This window comes from Streptomyces yongxingensis (assembly GCF_055597465.1).
In genome coordinates this window covers 3,510,045-3,529,489 of record NZ_CM145717.1, presented here as the reverse complement: position 1 = coordinate 3,529,489, position 19,445 = coordinate 3,510,045, and the positions used below count along the sequence as shown (strand labels likewise).

Annotated in this window: 15 protein-coding genes and 1 riboswitch; of the genes, 10 read left to right on the top strand and 5 right to left on the bottom strand. The window is 73.4% G+C overall.

What is annotated here, in order from left to right; all coding sequences use genetic code 11:
* Window positions 1–31 precede the first annotated feature (31 nt).
* Window positions 32–1,024 (bottom strand): sucrase ferredoxin, encoded by a 993-nt coding sequence (locus tag ACZ6TD_RS14700; RefSeq protein WP_471354207.1) that lies wholly within the window; start codon window positions 1,022–1,024, stop codon window positions 32–34.
* A 289-nt stretch (window positions 1,025–1,313) separates the two neighbouring features.
* Between ACZ6TD_RS14700 and ACZ6TD_RS14695 the strand changes: the two genes are divergently transcribed.
* A complete protein-coding gene (locus tag ACZ6TD_RS14695) occupies window positions 1,314–1,640 on the top strand; it encodes a tetratricopeptide repeat protein (RefSeq protein WP_471354205.1) in 327 nt (108 codons plus the stop codon).
* A 438-nt stretch (window positions 1,641–2,078) separates the two neighbouring features.
* On the opposite strand, the gene ACZ6TD_RS14690 is transcribed toward ACZ6TD_RS14695, so the two are convergent.
* Window positions 2,079–4,532 (bottom strand): DNA gyrase/topoisomerase IV subunit A, encoded by a 2,454-nt coding sequence (locus ACZ6TD_RS14690; protein WP_471354203.1) that lies wholly within the window; start codon window positions 4,530–4,532, stop codon window positions 2,079–2,081.
* 320 nt (window positions 4,533–4,852) lie between these two features.
* On the opposite strand from ACZ6TD_RS14690, the gene ACZ6TD_RS14685 reads away from it, so the two are divergent.
* From ACZ6TD_RS14685 to ACZ6TD_RS14670, 4 genes are all read left to right on the top strand, one after another.
* Window positions 4,853–6,217 (top strand): M16 family metallopeptidase, encoded by a 1,365-nt coding sequence (locus ACZ6TD_RS14685; protein ID WP_471357740.1) that lies wholly within the window; start codon window positions 4,853–4,855, stop codon window positions 6,215–6,217.
* A gap of 20 nt (window positions 6,218–6,237) precedes the next feature.
* Window positions 6,238–7,620, top strand: a complete 1,383-nt coding sequence (locus ACZ6TD_RS14680; protein WP_471357737.1) for a M16 family metallopeptidase — start codon at window positions 6,238–6,240, stop codon at window positions 7,618–7,620.
* Between the two features lie 283 nt (window positions 7,621–7,903).
* A riboswitch (cyclic di-AMP (ydaO/yuaA leader) is annotated at window positions 7,904–8,068 on the top strand.
* 14 nt (window positions 8,069–8,082) lie between these two features.
* Window positions 8,083–8,877 carry a M23 family metallopeptidase gene (locus ACZ6TD_RS14675; RefSeq protein WP_471354201.1) on the top strand — a complete coding sequence of 265 codons (795 nt, stop codon included), beginning with the start codon at window positions 8,083–8,085 and terminating at the stop codon, window positions 8,875–8,877.
* 245 nt (window positions 8,878–9,122) lie between these two features.
* Window positions 9,123–9,878, top strand: a complete 756-nt coding sequence (locus ACZ6TD_RS14670) for a GntR family transcriptional regulator (protein WP_471354200.1) — start codon at window positions 9,123–9,125, stop codon at window positions 9,876–9,878.
* A 155-nt stretch (window positions 9,879–10,033) separates the two neighbouring features.
* On the opposite strand, the gene ACZ6TD_RS14665 is transcribed toward ACZ6TD_RS14670, so the two are convergent.
* The gene (locus ACZ6TD_RS14665; RefSeq protein WP_137979878.1) at window positions 10,034–10,315 is read right to left on the bottom strand and encodes an HPr family phosphocarrier protein; all 282 of its coding nucleotides are present in this window, start codon (window positions 10,313–10,315) and stop codon (window positions 10,034–10,036) included.
* 189 nt (window positions 10,316–10,504) lie between these two features.
* Between ACZ6TD_RS14665 and ACZ6TD_RS14660 the strand changes: the two genes are divergently transcribed.
* The 4 genes from ACZ6TD_RS14660 (at window position 10,505) to ACZ6TD_RS14645 (ending at window position 16,108) form a co-directional block, all read left to right on the top strand.
* The gene (locus tag ACZ6TD_RS14660; RefSeq protein WP_471354198.1) at window positions 10,505–13,426 is read left to right on the top strand and encodes a bifunctional acetate--CoA ligase family protein/GNAT family N-acetyltransferase; all 2,922 of its coding nucleotides are present in this window, start codon (window positions 10,505–10,507) and stop codon (window positions 13,424–13,426) included.
* A gap of 107 nt (window positions 13,427–13,533) precedes the next feature.
* Complete coding sequence (locus ACZ6TD_RS14655) at window positions 13,534–14,130, top strand: DUF5998 family protein (protein WP_471354196.1); 597 nt, start codon at window positions 13,534–13,536, stop codon at window positions 14,128–14,130.
* Complete coding sequence (locus tag ACZ6TD_RS14650; protein WP_471354194.1) at window positions 14,130–15,371, top strand: alkaline phosphatase family protein; 1,242 nt, start codon at window positions 14,130–14,132, stop codon at window positions 15,369–15,371. Before ACZ6TD_RS14655 ends, ACZ6TD_RS14650 begins: the two co-directional genes overlap by 1 nt.
* Before the next feature lie 92 nt (window positions 15,372–15,463).
* A complete protein-coding gene (locus ACZ6TD_RS14645; protein WP_471354192.1) occupies window positions 15,464–16,108 on the top strand; it encodes a thymidine kinase in 645 nt (214 codons plus the stop codon).
* A gap of 116 nt (window positions 16,109–16,224) precedes the next feature.
* Here ACZ6TD_RS14645 and ACZ6TD_RS14640 read toward each other — a convergent pair whose 3' ends face one another.
* Entirely contained in the window at window positions 16,225–17,007 is a 783-nt protein-coding gene (locus ACZ6TD_RS14640) for a VOC family protein (protein ID WP_471354190.1), read from the bottom strand.
* A gap of 287 nt (window positions 17,008–17,294) precedes the next feature.
* Between ACZ6TD_RS14640 and ACZ6TD_RS14635 the strand changes: the two genes are divergently transcribed.
* A complete protein-coding gene (locus ACZ6TD_RS14635) occupies window positions 17,295–18,131 on the top strand; it encodes a sulfurtransferase (RefSeq protein WP_471354189.1) in 837 nt (278 codons plus the stop codon).
* 54 nt (window positions 18,132–18,185) lie between these two features.
* Here the strand turns inward: ACZ6TD_RS14635 and sepH are convergent, their stop codons facing one another.
* On the bottom strand, window positions 18,186–19,280 hold the full coding sequence (gene sepH / locus ACZ6TD_RS14630; RefSeq protein WP_471354187.1) for a septation protein SepH: 1,095 nt from the start codon (window positions 19,278–19,280) through the stop codon (window positions 18,186–18,188).
* Between the last annotated feature and the right edge of the window lie 165 nt (window positions 19,281–19,445).

Sequence of the window (19,445 nt, the reverse complement as noted above, 5' to 3'; positions counted from 1 at the left end):
CCAGAGGCGCCCGGAGAGCGGGGCCCGGGAGTCAGAGGCGCCCGGCAGCCATCGCCCGTACGCCGTGTGCGGGCCGCTGGGCGGTCCGGATCCCGACGACCTCCATCCGGGCCGGGGAGCCCAGAGGGAAGCCGCAGCTCTCCGGCCGCGGCGGCGCCGCGGCGAGCTGCGCGACGCTCACCCGCCAGGCCCGGCCGTCGCGGTGCGCGACGGTCACGGACCAGACCGGGGCCTCGCCCTCGGTCCGTACGACGGTCAGCGCGTCGGCCCCGTACTCGCCGGTCAGCTCGCGAACGGCCAGCTCCGCCGCCTGGCCGGGGCGCTCCCAGGCGGAGCGGCCGCGGCAGCCGTCGGTGACCACCCGGCCGTGCCGCAGCGCCTCGATGACGTCCTTGACGCCCTGCGCGGTGGCACGGCCGTACGTGTAGCCGTGCGGCAGCACGACGAGGGTGGGGGAGAAGCGATGGCCGCCGATATGGGTGATCTCCCAGGTGCTGTGGATCCCGGAGGCGGCCAGCTCACCGGCCAGCGGGCGGCCGAGGAGGGCGCAGCAGCGATCGCGCTTGCCGTTGGTGCACACCAGCACCAGCGGATCGCCCGTGTACTCCTCCCAGGCGGCGGGGTCATGGGGTTCGTGGGGCGCCTGGGGCCGCAGGGTGAGCCCGCCGGGGTCGCCCGCGCCCAGCGCGGCGAAGTCCAGGCCGAGCAGCCGTGCCGGGTCGTCCAGGGCGGTGGTGCGGATCCAGGAGCGGCCGGGCCGGGTGTGGGCCACGAACACCCGGTGCCGGGCGCCGGTGTGCAGATCGGCGTGGCGGCCGGGGCGGCGGATCAGCGCGACCCGTACGCCGGTGCCCTCGGCGGCGCGCTCCAGGGCGCGCCCCACGGCCGGGTCGAGCCGGCTGGCGGTGAGGGCCTCGGCGCCCCAGGGGCCGGGCTGTTCCACCAGCAGCCAGGTGGAGGCGGTGGCCGCCGTCCCGGCGAGCGGCTCGGACAGGTCGCGGGAGGCGGTCGCGCACGTGCTCACGAAGGTAAGCCTAACCTCTCTTGATCGAGAGCGCTCATCGGGCCGTGCGTACGCGCCGGAGCCGTGGTGGCGGGGCGAACGACCGGAGCCGGACGGGACCTCATCGGTCCCAGGCGGCGGAGCGCGGCAGTCCGTATTCCGCCGCGTACTCGCCGTTCCATGGGGTGGGAGCAGGCGGGAAAATGGCGCTCAGGGGGCGGAGGGGGCGGACATGGACGGCTTATGGGCGCGGTGGCGCAGACGCCGGGGGAGACGCGGGGCGCGCTCGCTGGATCCCGGGCTGAGGGCCATGGTGAGGGCGGCCTACGACGAGGGGCGGCCGATCCCCGAAGCGCTCGCCCGTAAGGCGGCCGAGGCCGGGGATCCGCGAGGGATGACCGTCTACGGCATCGGCCTGGGGCAGCGGGGCGCGTACGCCGAGGCGGTTCACTGGCTCGGTAAGGCGGCCGCGACGGGTGACCTCTCGGCCATGGTGGTGCTCGGCACCGTCCATCTGGACCGTGGCGAGCTGGGCGAGGCGGAGCGGCACTTCCAGCGGGCGGCGGACCGCGGCCACGCCGGTGCGCGCCTCGCCCTCCGGCAGATGCGCGCCCGGCGCAACGGCAGCGGTCACTGAATCGTCCGCCGTCGGCCGTCCGGGGCCACGTTCGCCGGGGCGCCCGGACGCGAGCAGGTGCCTCTCCCGGCGGCAGCCAGGGGAGCCTGGCGCGGTCGCGCGCACGGCGCGGGGTCGTCCCCGGCCTGGGCGGGAGACGTACTCGGGCCACTCCGGCAACGCGGCGAGGGGCCGTACCGCGCGTCGGGAGCGGGGCGGCCGTCACATCGGGTCATGCCGGGCCCCGGGAGCGGGGCGGCCCGCGTGCGGACGGGCCCGAGGGGCGTGAGCGGCGCGGCGCGGGTGCCCGGGAACGGCGAGGGGCGCGGCACCTCGCGGTGCCGCGCCCCTGCGCGCTCGTCCTGCTCGTCCGGGCCGGACCCGGCTCGTCCGGGCTCGTCCGGCCAGACCGGTTCGTCCGGCCGGACCGGTCTGGCCGGCCATACCGGCTCGTGCGGGCTACACCGGTCCGGCCACCACCGTCACCGGCTTGGCGAGCGGCTCGCCCGAGCCGTCCCGGCGCGGGTCGATCTCCGGCAGCGCCGCCGGGGAGCCGTTCGCCCCCGCCGCGCGGGCCGGGACCGTGCCCGCCCAGGCCATGACCAGGCGGTCCTCGCCCTTCAGGAACCGCTGGCAGCGCACCCCGCCCGTGGCCCGGCCCTTGCGCGGGTACTGGTCGAAGGGGGTGAGCTTGGCCGACTGCTGCACCGAGTCATCGAGCGTGCCGCTCGCGCCCGCCACCGTGAAGACCACCGCGTCGCTCGCCGGGTCGACGGCCGTGAACGAGATCACCTTGGCGCCGGAGCCGAGCTTGATGCCCGCCATACCGCCCGCGGCGCGGCCCTGCGGCCGCACCTGGCTCGCCGCGTAGCGCAGCAACTGGGCGTCGTCGGTGATGAAGACCAGGTCCTCCTCGCCGGTGCTCAGCTCCACCGCGCCCACGATCCGGTCGCCCTCCTTGAGGCCGATGACCTCCAACTCGTCCTTGTTGGCGGGGTAGTCGGGGACCACGCGCTTGACGACGCCCTGCTCCGTGCCGATCGCGAGCCCCGGTGAGGACTCGTCCAGGGTGGTGAGGCAGATCAGCTCCTCGTCGTCCTCCAGCGAGAGGAATTCGGCGATGGGCGCCCCGCCCGCCAGATTCGGGGGTGCGGCCGACTCCGGGAGCATCGGGAGGTCGATCACCGAGAGCCGCAGCAGCCGCCCGGTGGAGGTCACCGCCCCCACGGAGCCACGGGCCGTGGCCGGGACCGCCGAGACGATCACATCGTGCTTGGCGCGCTTGGCCTTCCCCTCGACCGGGAACGGCTCGCCGTCGGCGGTACGGGCCAGCAGCCCGGTGGAGGACAGCAGCACCCGGCAGGGGTCGTCCGCGACCTCCAGCGGCACCGCGGTCACCGGCGCGTTCGACGACTCCAGCAGCACCGTGCGGCGCGGGGTGCCGAACTTCTTGGCCACCGCGGCCAGTTCGGAGGAGACCAGCTTGCGCAGCTCGGCGTCGGAGTCGAGGATCCGGGTCAGCTCCTCGATCTCGGCGTTGAGCCGGTCGCGCTCCGACTCCAGCTCCAGCCGGTCGAACTTGGTCAGCCGGCGCAGCGGGGTGTCCAGGATGTACTGCGTCTGGACGTCGGAGAGGCCGAAGCGGTCGATGAGGGACCGCTTGGCCTCCGCCGCGTTCTCGCTCTGCCGGATGAGGCGGATGACCTCGTCGATGTCCAGCAGGGCCACCAGCAGACCCTCGACCAGGTGCAGCCGGTTCCGCCGCTTGGTGCGCCGGAACTCGCTGCGCCGCCGGACCACGTCGAAGCGGTGGTCGAGATAGACCTCCAGCAGCTCCTTCAGGCCCAGCGTGAGCGGCTGGCCGTCCACCAGCGCCACGTTGTTGATGCCGAAGGACTCCTCCATCGGCGTGAGCTTGTAGAGCTGCTCCAGCACGGCCTCGGGGTTGAAGCCGTTCTTGATCTCGATCACCAGCCGCAGCCCGTGCTCACGGTCGGTGAGGTCCTTGACGTCCGCGATGCCCTGGAGCTTCTTCGCACCGACCAGGTCCTTGATCTTGGAGATGACCTTCTCGGGCCCCACCGCGAAGGGCAGCTCGGTGACGACCAGGCCCTTACGGCGGGGGGTCACGTCCTCCACGGCCACCGTGGCGCGGATCTTGAAGGTGCCGCGGCCCGTCTCGTACGCGTCCCGGATGCCGCTCATGCCCACGATCCGGCCGCCGGTGGGCAGGTCGGGCCCCGGCACGTGCCGCATCAGCGTGTCGAGGTCCGCGCCCGGGTGCCTGATCAGATGGCGGGCGGCGGCGATGACCTCGCCCAGGTTGTGCGGCGGCATATTGGTGGCCATGCCGACCGCGATCCCGGACGTGCCGTTGACCAGCAGGTTCGGATAAGCGGCGGGGAGGGTGACCGGCTCCTGCTCACTGCCGTCGTAGTTCGGGGAGAAGTCGACCGTGTCCTCGTCGATCGACTCGGTCATCAGCGAGGTCGCCGACGCCATCCGGCACTCGGTGTACCGCATCGCGGCCGGCGGGTCGTCGTTGCCCAGCGAGCCGAAGTTCCCGTGGCCGTCGACCATCGGCAGGCGCATGGAGAACGGCTGCGCCATGCGCACCAGCGCGTCGTAGATCGACGCGTCGCCGTGCGGGTGGAGCTTTCCCATCACCTCGCCGACGACGCGGGCGCACTTCACATAGGAGCGCTCGGGGCGCAGGCCCATCTCGTTCATCTGGTAGAGGATGCGGCGGTGCACGGGCTTGAGCCCGTCACGGGCGTCGGGCAGCGCGCGCGAGTAGATGACCGAGTAGGCGTACTCGAGGTAGGAGCCCTGCATCTCGTCGACGACGTCGATGTCGAGGATGCGCTCCTCGAAGTCGTCCGGCGGCGGGGTCTTCGTGCGGCGGCGGGCCATCGCGCTTGGGGCTCCTTCAACTGCCGATGCGGGATCTGACGCGGACCATTGTGGCCCCGTCCACCGACAAGTGTGGAACGGCCCGGGGCGCTCGCGGCCGGGGCGGGCCCCGGAACCGCGCCCGGCGGCACCGCGCGAAGGCTCGTCGAAGGGGCCCCGACCCGGCGCCGGAGGGGCGCGGAAACGGTTCGGGACAGCTCGGCAGGACGGGAGTGGACCGGAACTTCGCCAGATGTCCGTCCCCTTGCATACAGTGACAGAAGCGCTGCGCAAGCGGCTGGCACGCGCTCCATCACGCGATCGAAGGGACGTACATGCCCATGGGTCACACGGCCACGCAGCAGGCCGGCTCCGGCGGCTTGAAAGCGACTGAGCACCGCCTGGCCAATGGCCTGCGCGTGGTGCTCTCCGAGGACCATCTGACCCCGGTCGCCGCGGTCTGTCTGTGGTACGACGTCGGCTCGCGCCATGAGGTCAAGGGGCGCACCGGCCTGGCGCACCTCTTCGAGCACCTGATGTTCCAGGGCTCGGCGCAGGTCACCGGCAACGGCCACTTCGAGCTGGTGCAGGGGGCCGGCGGCTCGCTCAACGGCACGACCAGCTTCGAGCGCACCAACTATTTCGAGACCATGCCCGCCCACCAGGTCGAGCTCGCCCTGTGGCTGGAGGCCGACCGGATGGGGTCCCTCCTGACCGCGCTGGACGAGGAGAGCCTGGAGAACCAGCGCGACGTCGTGAAGAACGAGCGCCGCCAGCGGTACGACAACGTCCCGTACGGCACCGCCTTCGAGAAGCTCGTCGCCATGGCGTACCCCGAGGGCCACCCGTACCACCACACCCCGATCGGCTCCATGGCCGACCTGGACGCGGCCTCCCTGGAGGACGCGCGGGAGTTCTTCCGCACCTACTACGCGCCGAACAACGCGGTGCTGTCGATCGTCGGCGACATCGACCCCGAGCAGACGCTCGCCTGGATCGAGAAGTACTTCGGGTCCATCCCCTCCCACGAGGGCAAGCGGCCGCCCCGCGACGGCACACTCCCGGAGGTGATCGGCGGCGAGCTGCGCGAGGTCGTGGAGGAGGAGGTCCCGGCCCGCGCGCTGATGGCCGCCTACCGGCTGCCGCACGACGGCACCCGTGAGGCCGACGCCGCCGACCTGGCGCTGACCGTCCTCGGCGGCGGCGAGTCCTCCCGGCTCCACAACCGCCTGGTGCGCCGCGACCGCACCGCCGTGGCCGCCGGGTTCGGCCTGCTGCGGCTGTCGGGCGCCCCCTCGCTGGGCTGGCTGGACGTGAAGACCTCCGGCGGTGTCGAGGTGCCCGCCATCGAGGCCGCCGTCGACGAGGAGCTGGCCCGCTTCGCCGAGGAGGGGCCGACCCCGCAGGAGATGGAGCGCGCCCAGGCGCAGATCGAGCGCGAGTGGCTGGACCGGCTGGCAACGGTCGGCGGCCGGGCCGACGAGCTCTGCCGTTACGCGGTGCTCTTCGGCGACCCGCAACTGGCGCTGACCGCCGTGGAGCGGGTGCTCGACATCAGCCCCGAGGAGGTGCGGGCCGTGGCCGCGGCGCGGCTGCGCCCCGACAACCGCGCCGTGCTGGTCTACGAGCCCGTCCAGGGCGCAGAGGACGCAGCCGGCACCGCCGAAGCCGCCGAGACCGACGCAGAAGGGGAGGCGGCCCAGTGAGCGACGCCGTCACCGCGACCATGACCTTCCACCCGCAGCCCAAGGGCGGCGCCCCCAGGCCGTGGGCGTTCCCGGCCCCCGAGCGCGGTGAGCTGCCCAACGGCCTCACCGTGCTGCGCTGCCACCGCCCCGGCCAGCAGGTCGTCGCCGTCGAGATCAACCTGGAGGCGCCGCTGGACGCCGAGCCGGCCGGGCTCGAAGGCGTCGCCACGATCATGGCGCGCGCCCTGTCGGAGGGCACCGACAAGCACGACGCCGAGGAGTTCGCCGCCGAGCTCGAGCGCTGCGGCGCCACGCTGGACGCCCACGCCGACCACGCCGGCGTCCGCGTCTCCCTGGAGGTCCCGGCCTCCCGGCTGCCCAAGGCCCTCGGTCTGCTGGCCGACGCGCTGCGCGCCCCCGCCTTCCCGGACGGCGAGGTCGAGCGGCTGGTGCGCAACCGGCTGGACGAGATCCCCCATGAGCTGGCCAACCCGGCCCGCCGCGCCTCGATGGCCCTCTCCGCGGAGCTCTTCCCGGCCGAGTCGCGGATGTCCCGGCCGCGCCAGGGCACCCAGGAGACCATCGAGGGCATCGACGCCGCGGCCGTGCGGGCCTTCTACGAGGCGCATGTCCGGCCCTCCACCGCCACCGCCGTCATCGTGGGCGACCTCGGCGGCGTCGACCTGGACCGGGCGCTCGTGGACACCCTCGGCGCCTGGACGGGCGGGGCGGGCGCGCCGCGCACGGCTCCGCCGATCGTGGCGGACGACACCGGCCGTGTGGTGATCGTCGACCGGCCGGGCGCGGTGCAGACCCAACTGCTCATCGGGCGCGTGGGCGCCGACCGCCACGACCGGGTCTGGCCCGCGCAGGTGCTCGGCACGTACTGCCTGGGCGGCACCCTCACCTCCCGCCTCGACCGCGTGCTGCGCGAGGAGAAGGGCTACACCTACGGGGTGCGCGCCTTCGGCCAGGTGCTGCGCTCCGAGCCCCCGTCGCCCGCGGGCGGATCCTCGGGCGCCTCGATGCTGGCGATCAGCGGCTCGGTGGCCACCGAGGTGACCGGCCCCGCGCTGGACGACCTCTGGAAGGTGCTGCGCACGCTGAAGGAGGAGGGGCTGACCGACGACGAGCGCGATGTCGCGGTGCAGAACCTGGTGGGCGTCGCCCCGCTGAAGTACGAGACGGCGGCGTCCGTGGCGAACACCCTCGCCGACCAGGTCGAGCAGCATCTTCCGGACGACTTCCAGGCGCAGTTGTACGTCCGTCTCGCGGAGACCGGCACGGTGGAGGCCACCGCCGCGGTGGTGAGCGCCTTCCCGGCGGACCGGCTGGTCACGGTGCTGGTCGGGGACGCCTCGGCGATCGAGGAGCCGGTCCGGGCGCTGGGCATCGGCGAGGTGCGCGTCATCTCGGGCTGAGCCGAGGAGAGTTGGCCGGAACCGTTCGATGAGCCGCCGCTCCGGCCCGCTCGCTGACGGTCCGGAGGCGGTCCGGCAGACGTCCGGTCCATGAGCCGACAGCGGAAGGCCCCCGGCCCCGTAAGGGCGTCGGGGGCCTTCCCATACGCCCGATTTATGGGATTGACTGCTTGTTTGGTTTGTGGGGAGAGCAACAAAAAACCGGAACCGTTTGGTGATCGAAAGCGGGCCCGTTTAGCGTCAGTCCGGCTGTTCGCCAGCGACCCGCCGCACCCGCGGCACCGGACAGTCATCGCCGAGTCCCCGTACGGCGCGAGCCAGGGGAGCCGGGGACCCAACACGTCCCCAGGGGTGAATCGGGCGCCTTCCCCGGCCGGGGGAGGAGTCCGTAGGAGACCTTCCTGCTCCGAACCCGTCAGCTAACCCGGTAGGCGAGAAGGAAGGAAAGGAGTGCGCCTCAGTATGGCGTCCACCCGCACTGCCACCGGGAAGCATCGCCGCACCAGCAAGGCCAACATCCGCACGGGCGCGAACGTCGTGGGCATCACGACCGTCGCCTCGGGTGTGGTCGCCGGGATCACCGGACAGGCGTTCGCGGCCGACGGGGGCTCCAACCCCCAGCAGACCGGTCTGACCCAGGCGATCGTGATCGGCGACGGTATCGCGGACCACATCGAGGCCCAGGCGCAGTCCCAGGAGACCGCCGCCGAGCAGGCCGCCGCCAAGGCCAAGGCAGAGGCGATCGCCCGCCAGGAGGCCGCCAGGAAGGCGGAGGCCGCGGCGAAGAAGGCCAAGGCCGAGCGGGAGGCCAAGGAGCGCGCGGCGCGCGAGGCCGAGCGCAAGCGCCTCAACACCTTCGTGTCGCCGATCAGCGGCTCCTACGTCTCCACCGGCTACCAGGCGTCCAGCGGCCTGTGGTCCTCCGGCAGCCACACCGGTATTGACTTCCACGCCTCCACCGGCACCACGGTGCACTCCGTGGGCATGGGCGAGATCGTCGAGGCGGGCTGGGGCGGCTCCTACGGCAACAACGTCGTCATCAAGATGAACGACGGCACCTACACCCAGTACGCCCACCTGTCGTCGATCAGCGTCTCGGTCGGCCAGAAGGTCACCCCCGGCCAGCAGATCGGCCTGTCGGGCGCCACCGGCAACGTCACCGGACCGCATCTGCACTTCGAGGCCCGCACCAGCCCGGACTACGGCTCGGACATCGACCCCCTGTCGTACCTGCGCTCGCACGGCCTCAACGTCTGACCCGTCGCGCGACCGACGCGAACGCCGCGCGGTCTCGCGATCCCGAGATCCCGCGAGACTTCCGAGAAGGCCCCGTCCGCCGGACGGGGCCTTCGGCGTGCCACCGCCCGCCTGACCAAAAAATATCCATGAAATGCTCCCCGTCATCGGAAATGGCGTCCGCGTGGAATAGAGTCGTTCAATACGCGTTCCATGGCCGCGTTTCGCGGGGGTTAAGGCGGAGGTTCGACAATGCGGGACCGTAAGTGAGCGGGGATACGAACGCGGTCCAGGGCGGTCGCCGGATTTCGGCACACGCGGTCTGCGCGGCGATTCGCGACGACATCGTATCCGGCGCATATCAGCCCGGCAGCCGCCTCACCGAGGAACTGCTCGCCCGGCGCTACGGCGTCTCCCGGGTGCCGGTCCGCGAGGCCCTGCGCACCCTGGAGTCCGAGGGCTTCGTGACGACCCGGCGGCACGCGGGGGCCTGCGTCGCCCAGCCCTCCGAGCGTGAGGCGGCCGATCTGCTGGACATCCGCGCGCTGCTGGAGCCACTGGGCGCCGCACGGGCCGCACAGCGCCGCACCGAGGCCCATCTGAAGGTGCTGCGCGGGCTGGTCCGGCTCGGCCGGGAGCGGGCCCAGGGCGGTCAGCTCGGCGAACTGCGGCCGCTGGGCGACTGGTTCCACGAGACGCTGGCCCAGGCGTCCGGCAGCCCGAGCCTGGCCGCGCTGCTCGTCCAGCTGCGCCGTAAGACCGCGTGGGTGTACGCGGCCGCTCCCGGATCGCGGCCCGCGCCGCTCGAGGGCGCCGCGCGCCCCGACCCGGCCGCGCGGGCCGTGGAGTCCTGGGCGGAGCACGGCGCGCTGGTGGACGCGGTGGCGCGCGGCGACGCCGACCGCGCGCGGGCGCTCGCCACCGCGCACACCGAGCGCGCGCTGTCGGAATACCGGCTGCGCCGCCCGATTCCGGTGAGGACTTCGAAACATTCCGTCAACACGGCGAGCGGCCGGAATTAACAGAGCTCCCGTATACAACTCATTGGGAATTCTGTGTGCGGTAGCAGAAAAACGGCGGGCCGCGGCGACCAATACGGCCACCGCGGCCCCGCCGTGCCGAATCCCTGAAATCACCCCGGGAATCAGCCGGGAATTCCAGACAGGGCTCGCCCGGGTCAGACGGTCTCGGGAAGCTCCTCGAGGCCCTCCGCCACCAGCTTCGCCAGTCGGTCGAGCGCGACCTCGGCATCGTCCGCGTCGGAGGCGAGGACGACCTCCTCGCCGCCCTGGGCGCCCAGGCCGAGCACGGCCAGCATGGAGGCGGCGTTGACCGGGGTGCCGTCGCCCTTGGCGATCGTGATGGGGACGCCGGAGGCGGTGGCCGCCCGGACGAAGATCGACGCAGGGCGGGCGTGCAGGCCCTCGGCCCAGCCGATGGTGACGCGGCGCTCAGCCATGGTGTTGCCCTTCAGGTGTGACGGTGCTGTTGTCTAGACCAAAATCATACGGTGTCCGGATTCACCCGTACGATGTCCGAGTGAGCCCGGCCATGCCCGGACTGGCCCGATACGGACCTTCCCCCGACACTTGGCCCCGACGCAAGGGTGTCCACCATTCGGACCGGGTGGACCCGTACCCTGGCTCCCATGCGGAGCCCGTCGGACCATCACGCCTACCCGACCCACTGGGAAGCCGATGTGGTGCTCCGGGACGGCGGCACGGCACAGATCCGTCCCATCACCCCTGATGACGCCCAGCGGCTGGTCAGCTTCTACGAGCGGGTCTCGGACGAGTCGAAGTACTACCGCTTCTTCGCGCCCTACCCCCGTCTCTCCGACCGCGATGTCCACCGCTTCACCCACCACGATTACGTCGACCGGGTGGGCCTGGCGGCCATCGTGGGGGATGAGTTCATCGCCACCGTTCGTTACGACCGCATCGACGGCAGGGGGATGCCCGCCGCGGCCCCCGCCGACGAGGCCGAGGTCGCCTTTCTCGTCCAGGACGCCCACCAGGGCCGCGGGGTGGCCTCCGCCCTCCTCGAACACATCGCCGCGGTCGCGCGCGAGCGGGGCATCCGCCGGTTCGCCGCCGAGGTGCTGCCCGCCAACAACAAGATGATCAAGGTGTTCACGGACGCGGGCTACACCCAGAAGCGCAGCTTCGAGGACGGGGTCGTCCGACTCGAGTTCGACCTCGAACCCACCGACCGCTCCCTGGCCGTCATGCGCGCCCGCGAGCAGCGGGCCGAGGCCCGGTCCGTCCAGCGGCTGCTCGCGCCCGGCTCCGTGGCCGTCATCGGCACCAGCCGCACGCCCGGCGGCGTCGGCCGCACCGTGCTGCGCAACCTCCTGGACGGCGGCTTCACCGGGCGCGTCCACGCCGTCAACCACGCCTTCCCCGACGACATGACGCGCCTGGAGCCCGAGGGCGTCCCGGCCCACCGCTCGCTGCGCGCCATAGAGGAGCCCGTGGACCTGGCCGTCGTCGCCGTCCCCGCCGAGCGGGTGCCCGCCGTCGTGGCCGAATGCGGCGACCATGGCGTCCAGGGGCTCGTCGTGCTCTCCGCCGGATACGCCGAGAGCGGGAGCGAGGGACGCGACCGGCAGCGCGACCTCGTCCGACAGGCCCGGTCCTACGGCATGCGGGTCATCGGCCCCAACGCCTTCGGCGTCATCAACACCGCCGACGGCGTCCGGCTGAACGCCTCTCTGTCCCCACAGCTCCCCAACCCCGGCCGGCTGGGCCTGTTCACCCAGTCCGGGGCGATCGGCATCGCGCTGTTGTCCGGGCTGAACCGGCGCGGCGCCGGACTGGCGAGCCTTGCCGGGATCGCGGGGATATCGACCTTCGTGTCCGCCGGGAACCGTGCCGACGTCTCGGGCAACGACCTGCTCCAGTACTGGTACGACGATCCGCTGACCGACGTCGTCCTGATGTACCTGGAGTCGATCGGCAACCCCCGCAAGTTCACCCGGCTCGCCAGGCGCACCGCCGCCGTCAAACCCGTGGTCGTCGTCAAGGGCGCCCGTCACACCGGCAGCGCCCCCACCGGCCACGCCGTGCCCACCACCCGGATCCCGGACGCCACCGTCTCCGATCTGCTGCGGCAGGCGGGCGTCATCCGGGTCGACACCGTGACCGAACTCGCCGACACCGGGGTGCTGCTCGCCTCCCAGCCGCTGCCCGCCGGTCCGCGCGTCGCCATCCTCGGCAACTCCGAGTCGCTCGGCCTGATCACCTACGACGCCTGCCTCACCGAGGAACTCCGCCCGCTGCCGCCCCGCGACCTGACCACGGACGCCACCCCGGACGACTTCCGGCGCGCCCTGACCGAGGCCCTCGCCGACGACACCTGCGACGCCGTGGTCGTCACCGCCATCCCGTGGGTCGGCGACGGCAGCGCGCGGGCCCTCGCCGCGGCCGTAAGGGAGGCGGCGCAGGCTCCCGGGCCCGGCCCTGCCAAGCCGGTGGCGGTGGTCCACCTGGAGATCCAGGAGCTCGCGCAGGCCCTGGCCGGCACCGGCGGCGAGCCCGCCCCGGGCACCCGCCGGATCCCCGCCTACCCCGCCGCCGAGCGGGCCGTGCGCGCGCTCGCCGAGGCCGTGCGGTACGCGCGCTGGCGGCAGGAGGCCGCCGAGCCCGGGCGGGTCCCGCAGTACGACGACATCGACGAGGCGGGCGCCGCCGCCGACATCCAGGTGCTGCTCGCCCCGGCCGACGGCGCGGGCGGCGACGGCACGGCAGTCGGGACCGGCGGTGGCACGGCAGTCGGGACCGGCGGCGGCGCGAGCGTCGGAACCGGCGGCGGGACCGGCCATGACATGGGCGTCGGGATCGGCGAAGCCTCGAGCGGCGGGGCCTTCGACGGCACGGGCCCCGGCGTCGAGCTGTCCGCCGCCGACACCCAGCGCCTCCTGGCCCGCTACGGCGTCAGCGTGCTGCCCGCCCTCCCCGCGCCCGACCCCGACGCCGCCGTAAGGGCCGCCGAGCGGCTCGGCTTCCCGGTCGCGCTCAAGCCCACCGCCTCTCATCTGCGCCACCGCGCCGACCTGGGCGGGGTGCGGCTCGAGCTGGGCAGCGAGACGGAACTGCGCAGGGCCTACGCCGAGTTGACCGACTACCTGGGCCGCCCCGAGGAGCTGGGGCTGGTGGTGCAGCGGATGGCGCCGCGCGGCGTGGACACCGTCGTACGGGCCGCCATCGACCCCGCCGCCGGGGCCGTGCTCTCCTTCGGGCTCGCCGGCGCCCCCTCCGAACTGCTCGGCGACACCGCCCACGGCCTCGTCCCCGTCACCGGCCGGGACGCCGCCGGGCTGATCCGGTCCATCCGGACCGCGCCGCTGCTGTTCGGCTGGCGCGGCTCCAAGCCGGTGGACACCGCGGCCCTCGAGGAGCTGCTGCTGAGGGTGTCCCGCCTGGTGGACGACCATCCAGAGATGGTCGCCGTCGACCTCGAACCCGTGGTCGTCGCCCAGCACGGCCTGTCCGTGCTCGGCGCCTCGGCGCGGCTCGCCCCGCCGCCCCCGCGCACCGACCTCGGCCCCCGCCACATGCCCGCCTACTGAGCCGCCTGCCAAGCCGCCTGCCGAGCCGTCCGAGCCTTGGCGGGCAGTCGTCCGAGCCTTGACGGGCACGGGCGCCCGTGTCGGCGTCGCCCCGTAGGATGGTGCACATGGCGAAGACCGGTACGACGACCCAGGGGCTGCGCGCGGCGATCGAGCGCAGCGGCTATTACCCGGCACTCGTGGCCGAGGCGGTGGAGGCCGCCGTGGGCGGCGAGCCCATTGTGTCGTACCTGGTCCACCAGGAGACCACCTTCGACGCCAACGAGGTCCGCCGCCATGTGACGGTCCTCGTCCTCACCGGCAATCGCTTCATCGTCAGCCACACCGACGAGCAGGCCGCGGACGGCACCTCCCCGTCGCCGTACGCCACCACCTCCACCGAGTCCGTGAAGCTCCAGCGGATCTCCTCGGTCGTGCTCAGCCGCGTCGTCGCCAACCCCGAGTCGTACACCCCGGGCACGCTGCCCCGCGAGGTCGTGCTGACCATCGGCTGGGGCGCCGTCAGCCGTCTGGACCTGGAGCCCGCCGCCTGCGGCGACCCCAACTGCGAGGCCGACCACGGCTACACCGGCTCCTCCACCGCCGACGACCTCAGCCTGCGCGTCAGCGAGGCCGGGGACGGCCCCGACACCGTCCGTCAGACCCTCGCCTTCGCCCAGGCGCTCTCCGAGGCCACCGCGGCCACCCCGGAGACCGGCCGCTGATGTCCGGTTCCGCCACCGGCCCGCTGCCCTCCACCGCCTCCCTCTGGCCCGAGCCCACCCCGCTCGACCCTCGCTCCGCGCCCCTGCCGCGGTACGGCACCGGCTCGCTCGCCGATCTGCTGCCCGCCGTGGCCGCGGGCCAGGAGGTCCCGGGGCTCTCCTCCGACCTGGTGCTCGCCCCCGCGGACCGCGTCTGCGTCTTCCTGGTGGACGGCCTCGGCTGGGAGCTGCTGCGCTCTCACCCCGACGAGGCGCCCTTTCTGGCCTCGCTGCTGCCCAGTTCGCTGAACGGTTCGGGGGAGCCGCTCACCGCGGGCTTCCCGTCCACCACCGCGACCTCGCTCGCCTCGGTGGGCACCGGACTGCCTCCCGGCGCCCACGGCCTGCCCGGCTACACGGTGCGGGACCCGGACACCGGCCAGCTGATGAACCAGCTGCGCTGGCAGCCCTGGACGGAGCCGCACGCCTGGCAGCCGTATCCGACCGTCTTCCAGCTCGCGGACGCCGCGGGCGTGCACACCTGCCAGGTCTCCGCGCCCACCTTCGCCGAGACCCCGCTCACCAAGGTCGCGCTGAGCGGCGGCACCTTCCACGGGCGGCTCACCGGTGAGGAGCGGATGGACCTCGCGGCCGAGCAGCTCGGCGCCGCGGGCCGCTCGCTCGTCTACACGTACTACAGCGAGGTGGACGGCAAGGGGCACCGCTTCGGTGTGGACTCGCCCGAGTGGCGTGAGCAGCTCCGCTATGTCGACGGGCTCGCCCAGCGGCTCGCCGAGCGGCTGCCGCCCCGCTCGGCGCTCTATGTCACCGCCGACCACGGCATGATCGACATCCCCTTCGACCCGGAGTCGCGCATCGACTTCGACGAGGACTGGGAGCTGCGCGCGGGCGTCTCGCTGCTCGGCGGTGAGGGCCGCGCCCGCCATGTGTACGCCGTTCCCGGCGCCGCGGGCGATGTGCTGGCCGTCTGGCGCGAGGTGCTGGGGGAGCGGATGTGGGTGGCCGGCCGTGACGAGGCCATCGAGGCGGGCTGGTTCGGCGGGCCCGGCGGTGCCGATGGCGGCGGTAAGGGCGTCGACGACCGGGTGTACCGGCGGATCGGCGATATCGTGGCCGCCGCGCGCGACGACGTCGCGATCGTCGCCTCGCACACCGAGCCGAAGGAGTCCGCCATGGTCGGGCTGCACGGTTCGATGACCCCCCTGGAGCAGCTCGTGCCGCTCCTCGAAGTACGCTCCTGAGCGCCCTCGTTCACGCCCGCCCCTCGTTCACGCCCGTCCCCCGGTCACCCCGCCCCCGGTCACCCCCGCCCTACGAAAGGCCCCGCCTCCTCATGCCCGAGCTGGTGTTCTTTTCCGGAACGATGGACTGCGGAAAGAGCACCCTCGCTCTGCAGATCCAGCACAACCGCTCGGCGCGCGGGCTCCAGGGGATGATCTACACCAGGGACGACCGGGAGGGCGAGGGCAAGCTCTCCTCACGGCTCGGACTGGCCACCGAGGCGATCGAGGTCGCCGACGACCTCGACTTCTACACCCATGTGGTCCAGGCGCTGACCGCCGGGGGCCGGGTCGACTACGTCATCGCGGACGAGGCGCAGTTCCTGACCCCGCCGCAGATCGACCAACTCGCCCGGGTGGTGGACGACCTGGAGGTGGACGTCTTCGCCTTCGGCATCACCACCGACTTCCGCAGCAAGCTCTTCCCCGGCTCCCAGCGCCTGGTGGAGCTCGCCGACCGGGTGGAGGTGCTGCAGGTGGAGGCGTTGTGCTGGTGCGGTGCCCGGGCGACGCACAACGCCCGTACCGTCGGCGGCCAGATGGTCGTCGAGGGGGCCCAGGTGGTCGTGGGCGACGTCAACCGGCCGGGGAGCGAGGTCGGCTACGAGGTGCTGTGCCGGCGCCACCACCGGCGCCGGATGACGGCCGCGCGGGCGCGCGCCGCCACCCTGTCGCCGGAGGTGCTGCCCGTCGACTGACGGGGCCCTCCCGTGGACCGGCCTCCCGGCCCTCCGGCCGGTGCCCGGCTCATGGCCCCCGGCCCTCCGGCCGGTGCCCGGCTCATGGCCCCCCGGCCCTCCGGCCGGTGCCCGGCTCATCCCTCGGTGCGCCCGGTGCGCCGTACGACGGTGAAGGCCGCCCCCTCCGGGTCCCGCACCGTGGCCCGATGGCCGCTCGCTCCCCGCGACGGAGGCCGCACCACCTGACCGCCCAGCGCGGTCACCCGGCGCACGGTTTCGTCCACATCGTCCACCGCGAAGTGGGTCATCCAGTACGGGCCCCGGCCGCGCGGCAGGGCGCCGCCCACGCTCTGGATCGCGCAGACCGGCCGGTCGTCCAGGCGCAGCGTGCGGCAGCCCGGCTCCTCCGGGGCCGCCGCCTCCGCCTGGTAGCCGAAGACCATCTTGTAGAACTTCAGCACCCCGGAGCCCTCACGGGTCAGCAGCTCGTGCCAGACCGGGGTGCCCGGCGCCCCGGGCTCCGCCGCCGCGTACGTGCACTCCTGCCACACCCCGAACACCGCGCCCTCGGGGTCGGCGGCGATCAGCATCCGGCCGGCCTCGTCGGCGTCCAGCGGGCCCACCGCCACGGTGCCGCCGCACGCGCGGATCATCTCGGCGGTCTCATCGGCGTCGTCGGAGGCCAGATAGGTCATCCAGGCCACGGGCAGATGGCGTTCCGGAGGCAGCTCGCTCAACCCGGCGACCGGCCGGCCGCCCTGGACCGCGCGGACATACGCGCCGAGCTGCTGGGGGCCCGGGGTGAACTCCCACCCGAACAGGGAGTGGTAGAAGTCCTGTGTCGCGGCAAGGCTGTGCACCATCAGACTCGTCCAGCAGGGCGTGCCCGGTGTGCGCCGAGTCGCTGCCTCGGTCATACGTCATTCTCTCCTCGGACCATCGTGGTGGACGTACGGCCCCGGGCCGGTCGGCGGCGCGGGGCGGTCGTGCGGAGGTGCTGATGCGGGGGGCCCGACAGATGTTTGCACCACCTGTCGCACATAGCGCCCTGGCGGAGCCGCAATTCGCCGTGCCCCACAGCAGAATGCCCGAATTATTACCGCACGTCCGTTTCCGCTTCATTGCGCTCTGGTGTCACCCGGACGTACACCGGGTGACCGGGTGGTCCAATCGACGCAGAGACACCTACGCAAGGATGATCCTTATGCATGCCATCATCACCGCATCCGATCTCATGAGTGAGCTGGCGGAGGATCATCCTCCGCTCCTGCTCGACGTACGTTGGCAGCTCGGCGGGCCTCCTGGCCGCCCCGCATACGAGGCGGGGCATCTGCCCGGTGCCGTCTACGTCGACCTCGACACCGAGCTCGCGGGCCCGCCCGGAAAATCCGGCCGCCACCCCCTGCCCGATCTTTCCGCGTTCGCTGCCGCGATGCGCCGAGCCGGGGTGAGCCAGGACCGGCGCGTGGTGGCGTACGACGGCGGACAGGGGTGGGCCGCGGCGCGCGCGTGGTGGCTGCTGCGCTGGGCGGGGCATCCGTCCGTCCGGGTGCTCGACGGGGGTCTGCCCGCCTGGACGGCGGTCGGCGGCTCGCTGACCACCGAGGTGCCGGACGCGCCCGAGGGCGACTTCGTCCCGCGCCCCGGGGCCCTGCCGCTGCTGGAGGCGGACGACGCGGCGGCGCTCGCGCGGCGCGGGGTGCTGCTGGACGCGCGCGCGGGCGAGCGCTACCGGGGGGAGGTCGAGCCCATCGACCCCGTCGGCGGCCATATCCCGGGCGCGGTCTCCGCTCCCACGGCGGAGAACGTCACGGACGACGGCCACTTCCTGCCCGCCGAGCGGCTGGCCGAGCGGTTCGCCGCCCTGGGCGCCACCGGGGACGCCGAGGTCGGGGTGTACTGCGGCTCCGGGGTCTCGGCCGCGCACCAGGTGCTGGCGCTGGCGGTCGCGGGCGTTCCGGCGGCCCTGTACGTCGGCTCCTGGAGCGAATGGTCCTCGGACGGCTCCCGTCCGGTGGCCACCGGACCCGAGCGGGGCTGACCACACCGCCGGGCCCCGCCACCGGCGTGCGGTGGCGGGGCCCGGCGGCGGCCGCTACTCCTGCTTCTTGCGGCGGGTGCCGAAGACGATCTCGTCCCAACTCGGCACCGCGGCCCGGCGGCCCGGGCGGACGCCGTCCGCCTCGGCCTGGCGGTCCGTCGTACCGGTCAGCCGGTCGCGGTGGCCCGCCACCGAGCGCGGCATCAGCACATCCGCGTACGCCGAACCCGCGCTCGCCGCGGAGGCGGGCGGCTCGACGGCCTCCGGCTCCTCGGCGGGCTCGTCCGGCGGAGGGGCCGCCGACGCGACCGGCGTGTCGGGCACGACCATGTCGCCACGGAAGTTGGGCACGGCCTCCAGCAGGCTGGTGAGCGAGTCCCGCTCACCGAGGCCGTCGTCCAGCGAGGCGGACGCGGGTGCCGGGGCGTCGTCGTCGCCGAGGCGCTCGGGCGACGTCCGGTCCCGGTCGCGATCGCGGTCCCTGTCCCGGTCACGCGGCAGCCGGGCGATCCGCGGCACGAACGGGAAGCTCGGCTCGGGCGTGTCGTCGGCCTCGCCGATCAGCGCCCGCGCCTCGTCGTCCACCGCCTGGACCAGCCGCCGGGGCGGGTCGTAGGTCCAGCTCGCCGAGTGCGGCTCGCCGGCGACCCGGTAGACCAGCAGCACCTCCCAGGTGCCGTCGTCGCGCCGCCAGGAGTCCCACTGCGTGGTGTCCTTCTCGGCGCCGCGCAGCAACAGCCGCTCCGCGACGGCCTCGCCGAGCTGCGGTCCGGTGTTCTCGCCGGGGCGGCGCACGGGAGTCTTACGGGCGCGCTCGGCCATGAAGGCGCGCTCCGCGAGCACCGGGCCCTCGAAGCGCCGCACGCGGTCGACGGGGATGCCCGCCATCTGCGCGACCTCTTCGGCGGTGGCGCCGGCACGTATACGGGCCTGGATGTCACGGGGCCGCAGATGGCTCTCGACCTCGATCTCGATCTGGCCGAGCCGAGCGCGGTCATTGCGCACCGCGGCGCGCAGTCGCTCGTCGATGGGAAGTGTGTACTCCGTGCTGTCCGCAGCCTTGAGCACCAGCCGTGTGCCGTCGTTGCTGACGGCCACGACACGCAGTTCGGGCATGGGGACCTCCCGGGTGGTGCCTGCCGACGTCACGGTTGCGTCGCTGCTCTCCCGCTAGACGAGTGTGGCCTGCCCGGGTGCAGCCTGCCACAACTTTGCCGAGTTGCCCGGGCCGGTTGGTTGCCGCCCTCCGACCCCTCCCGCTGGGTCCGGGCGGCCGGACGGGAAAGCGGGGCCAGGGCTCGCCACAGTACTCCA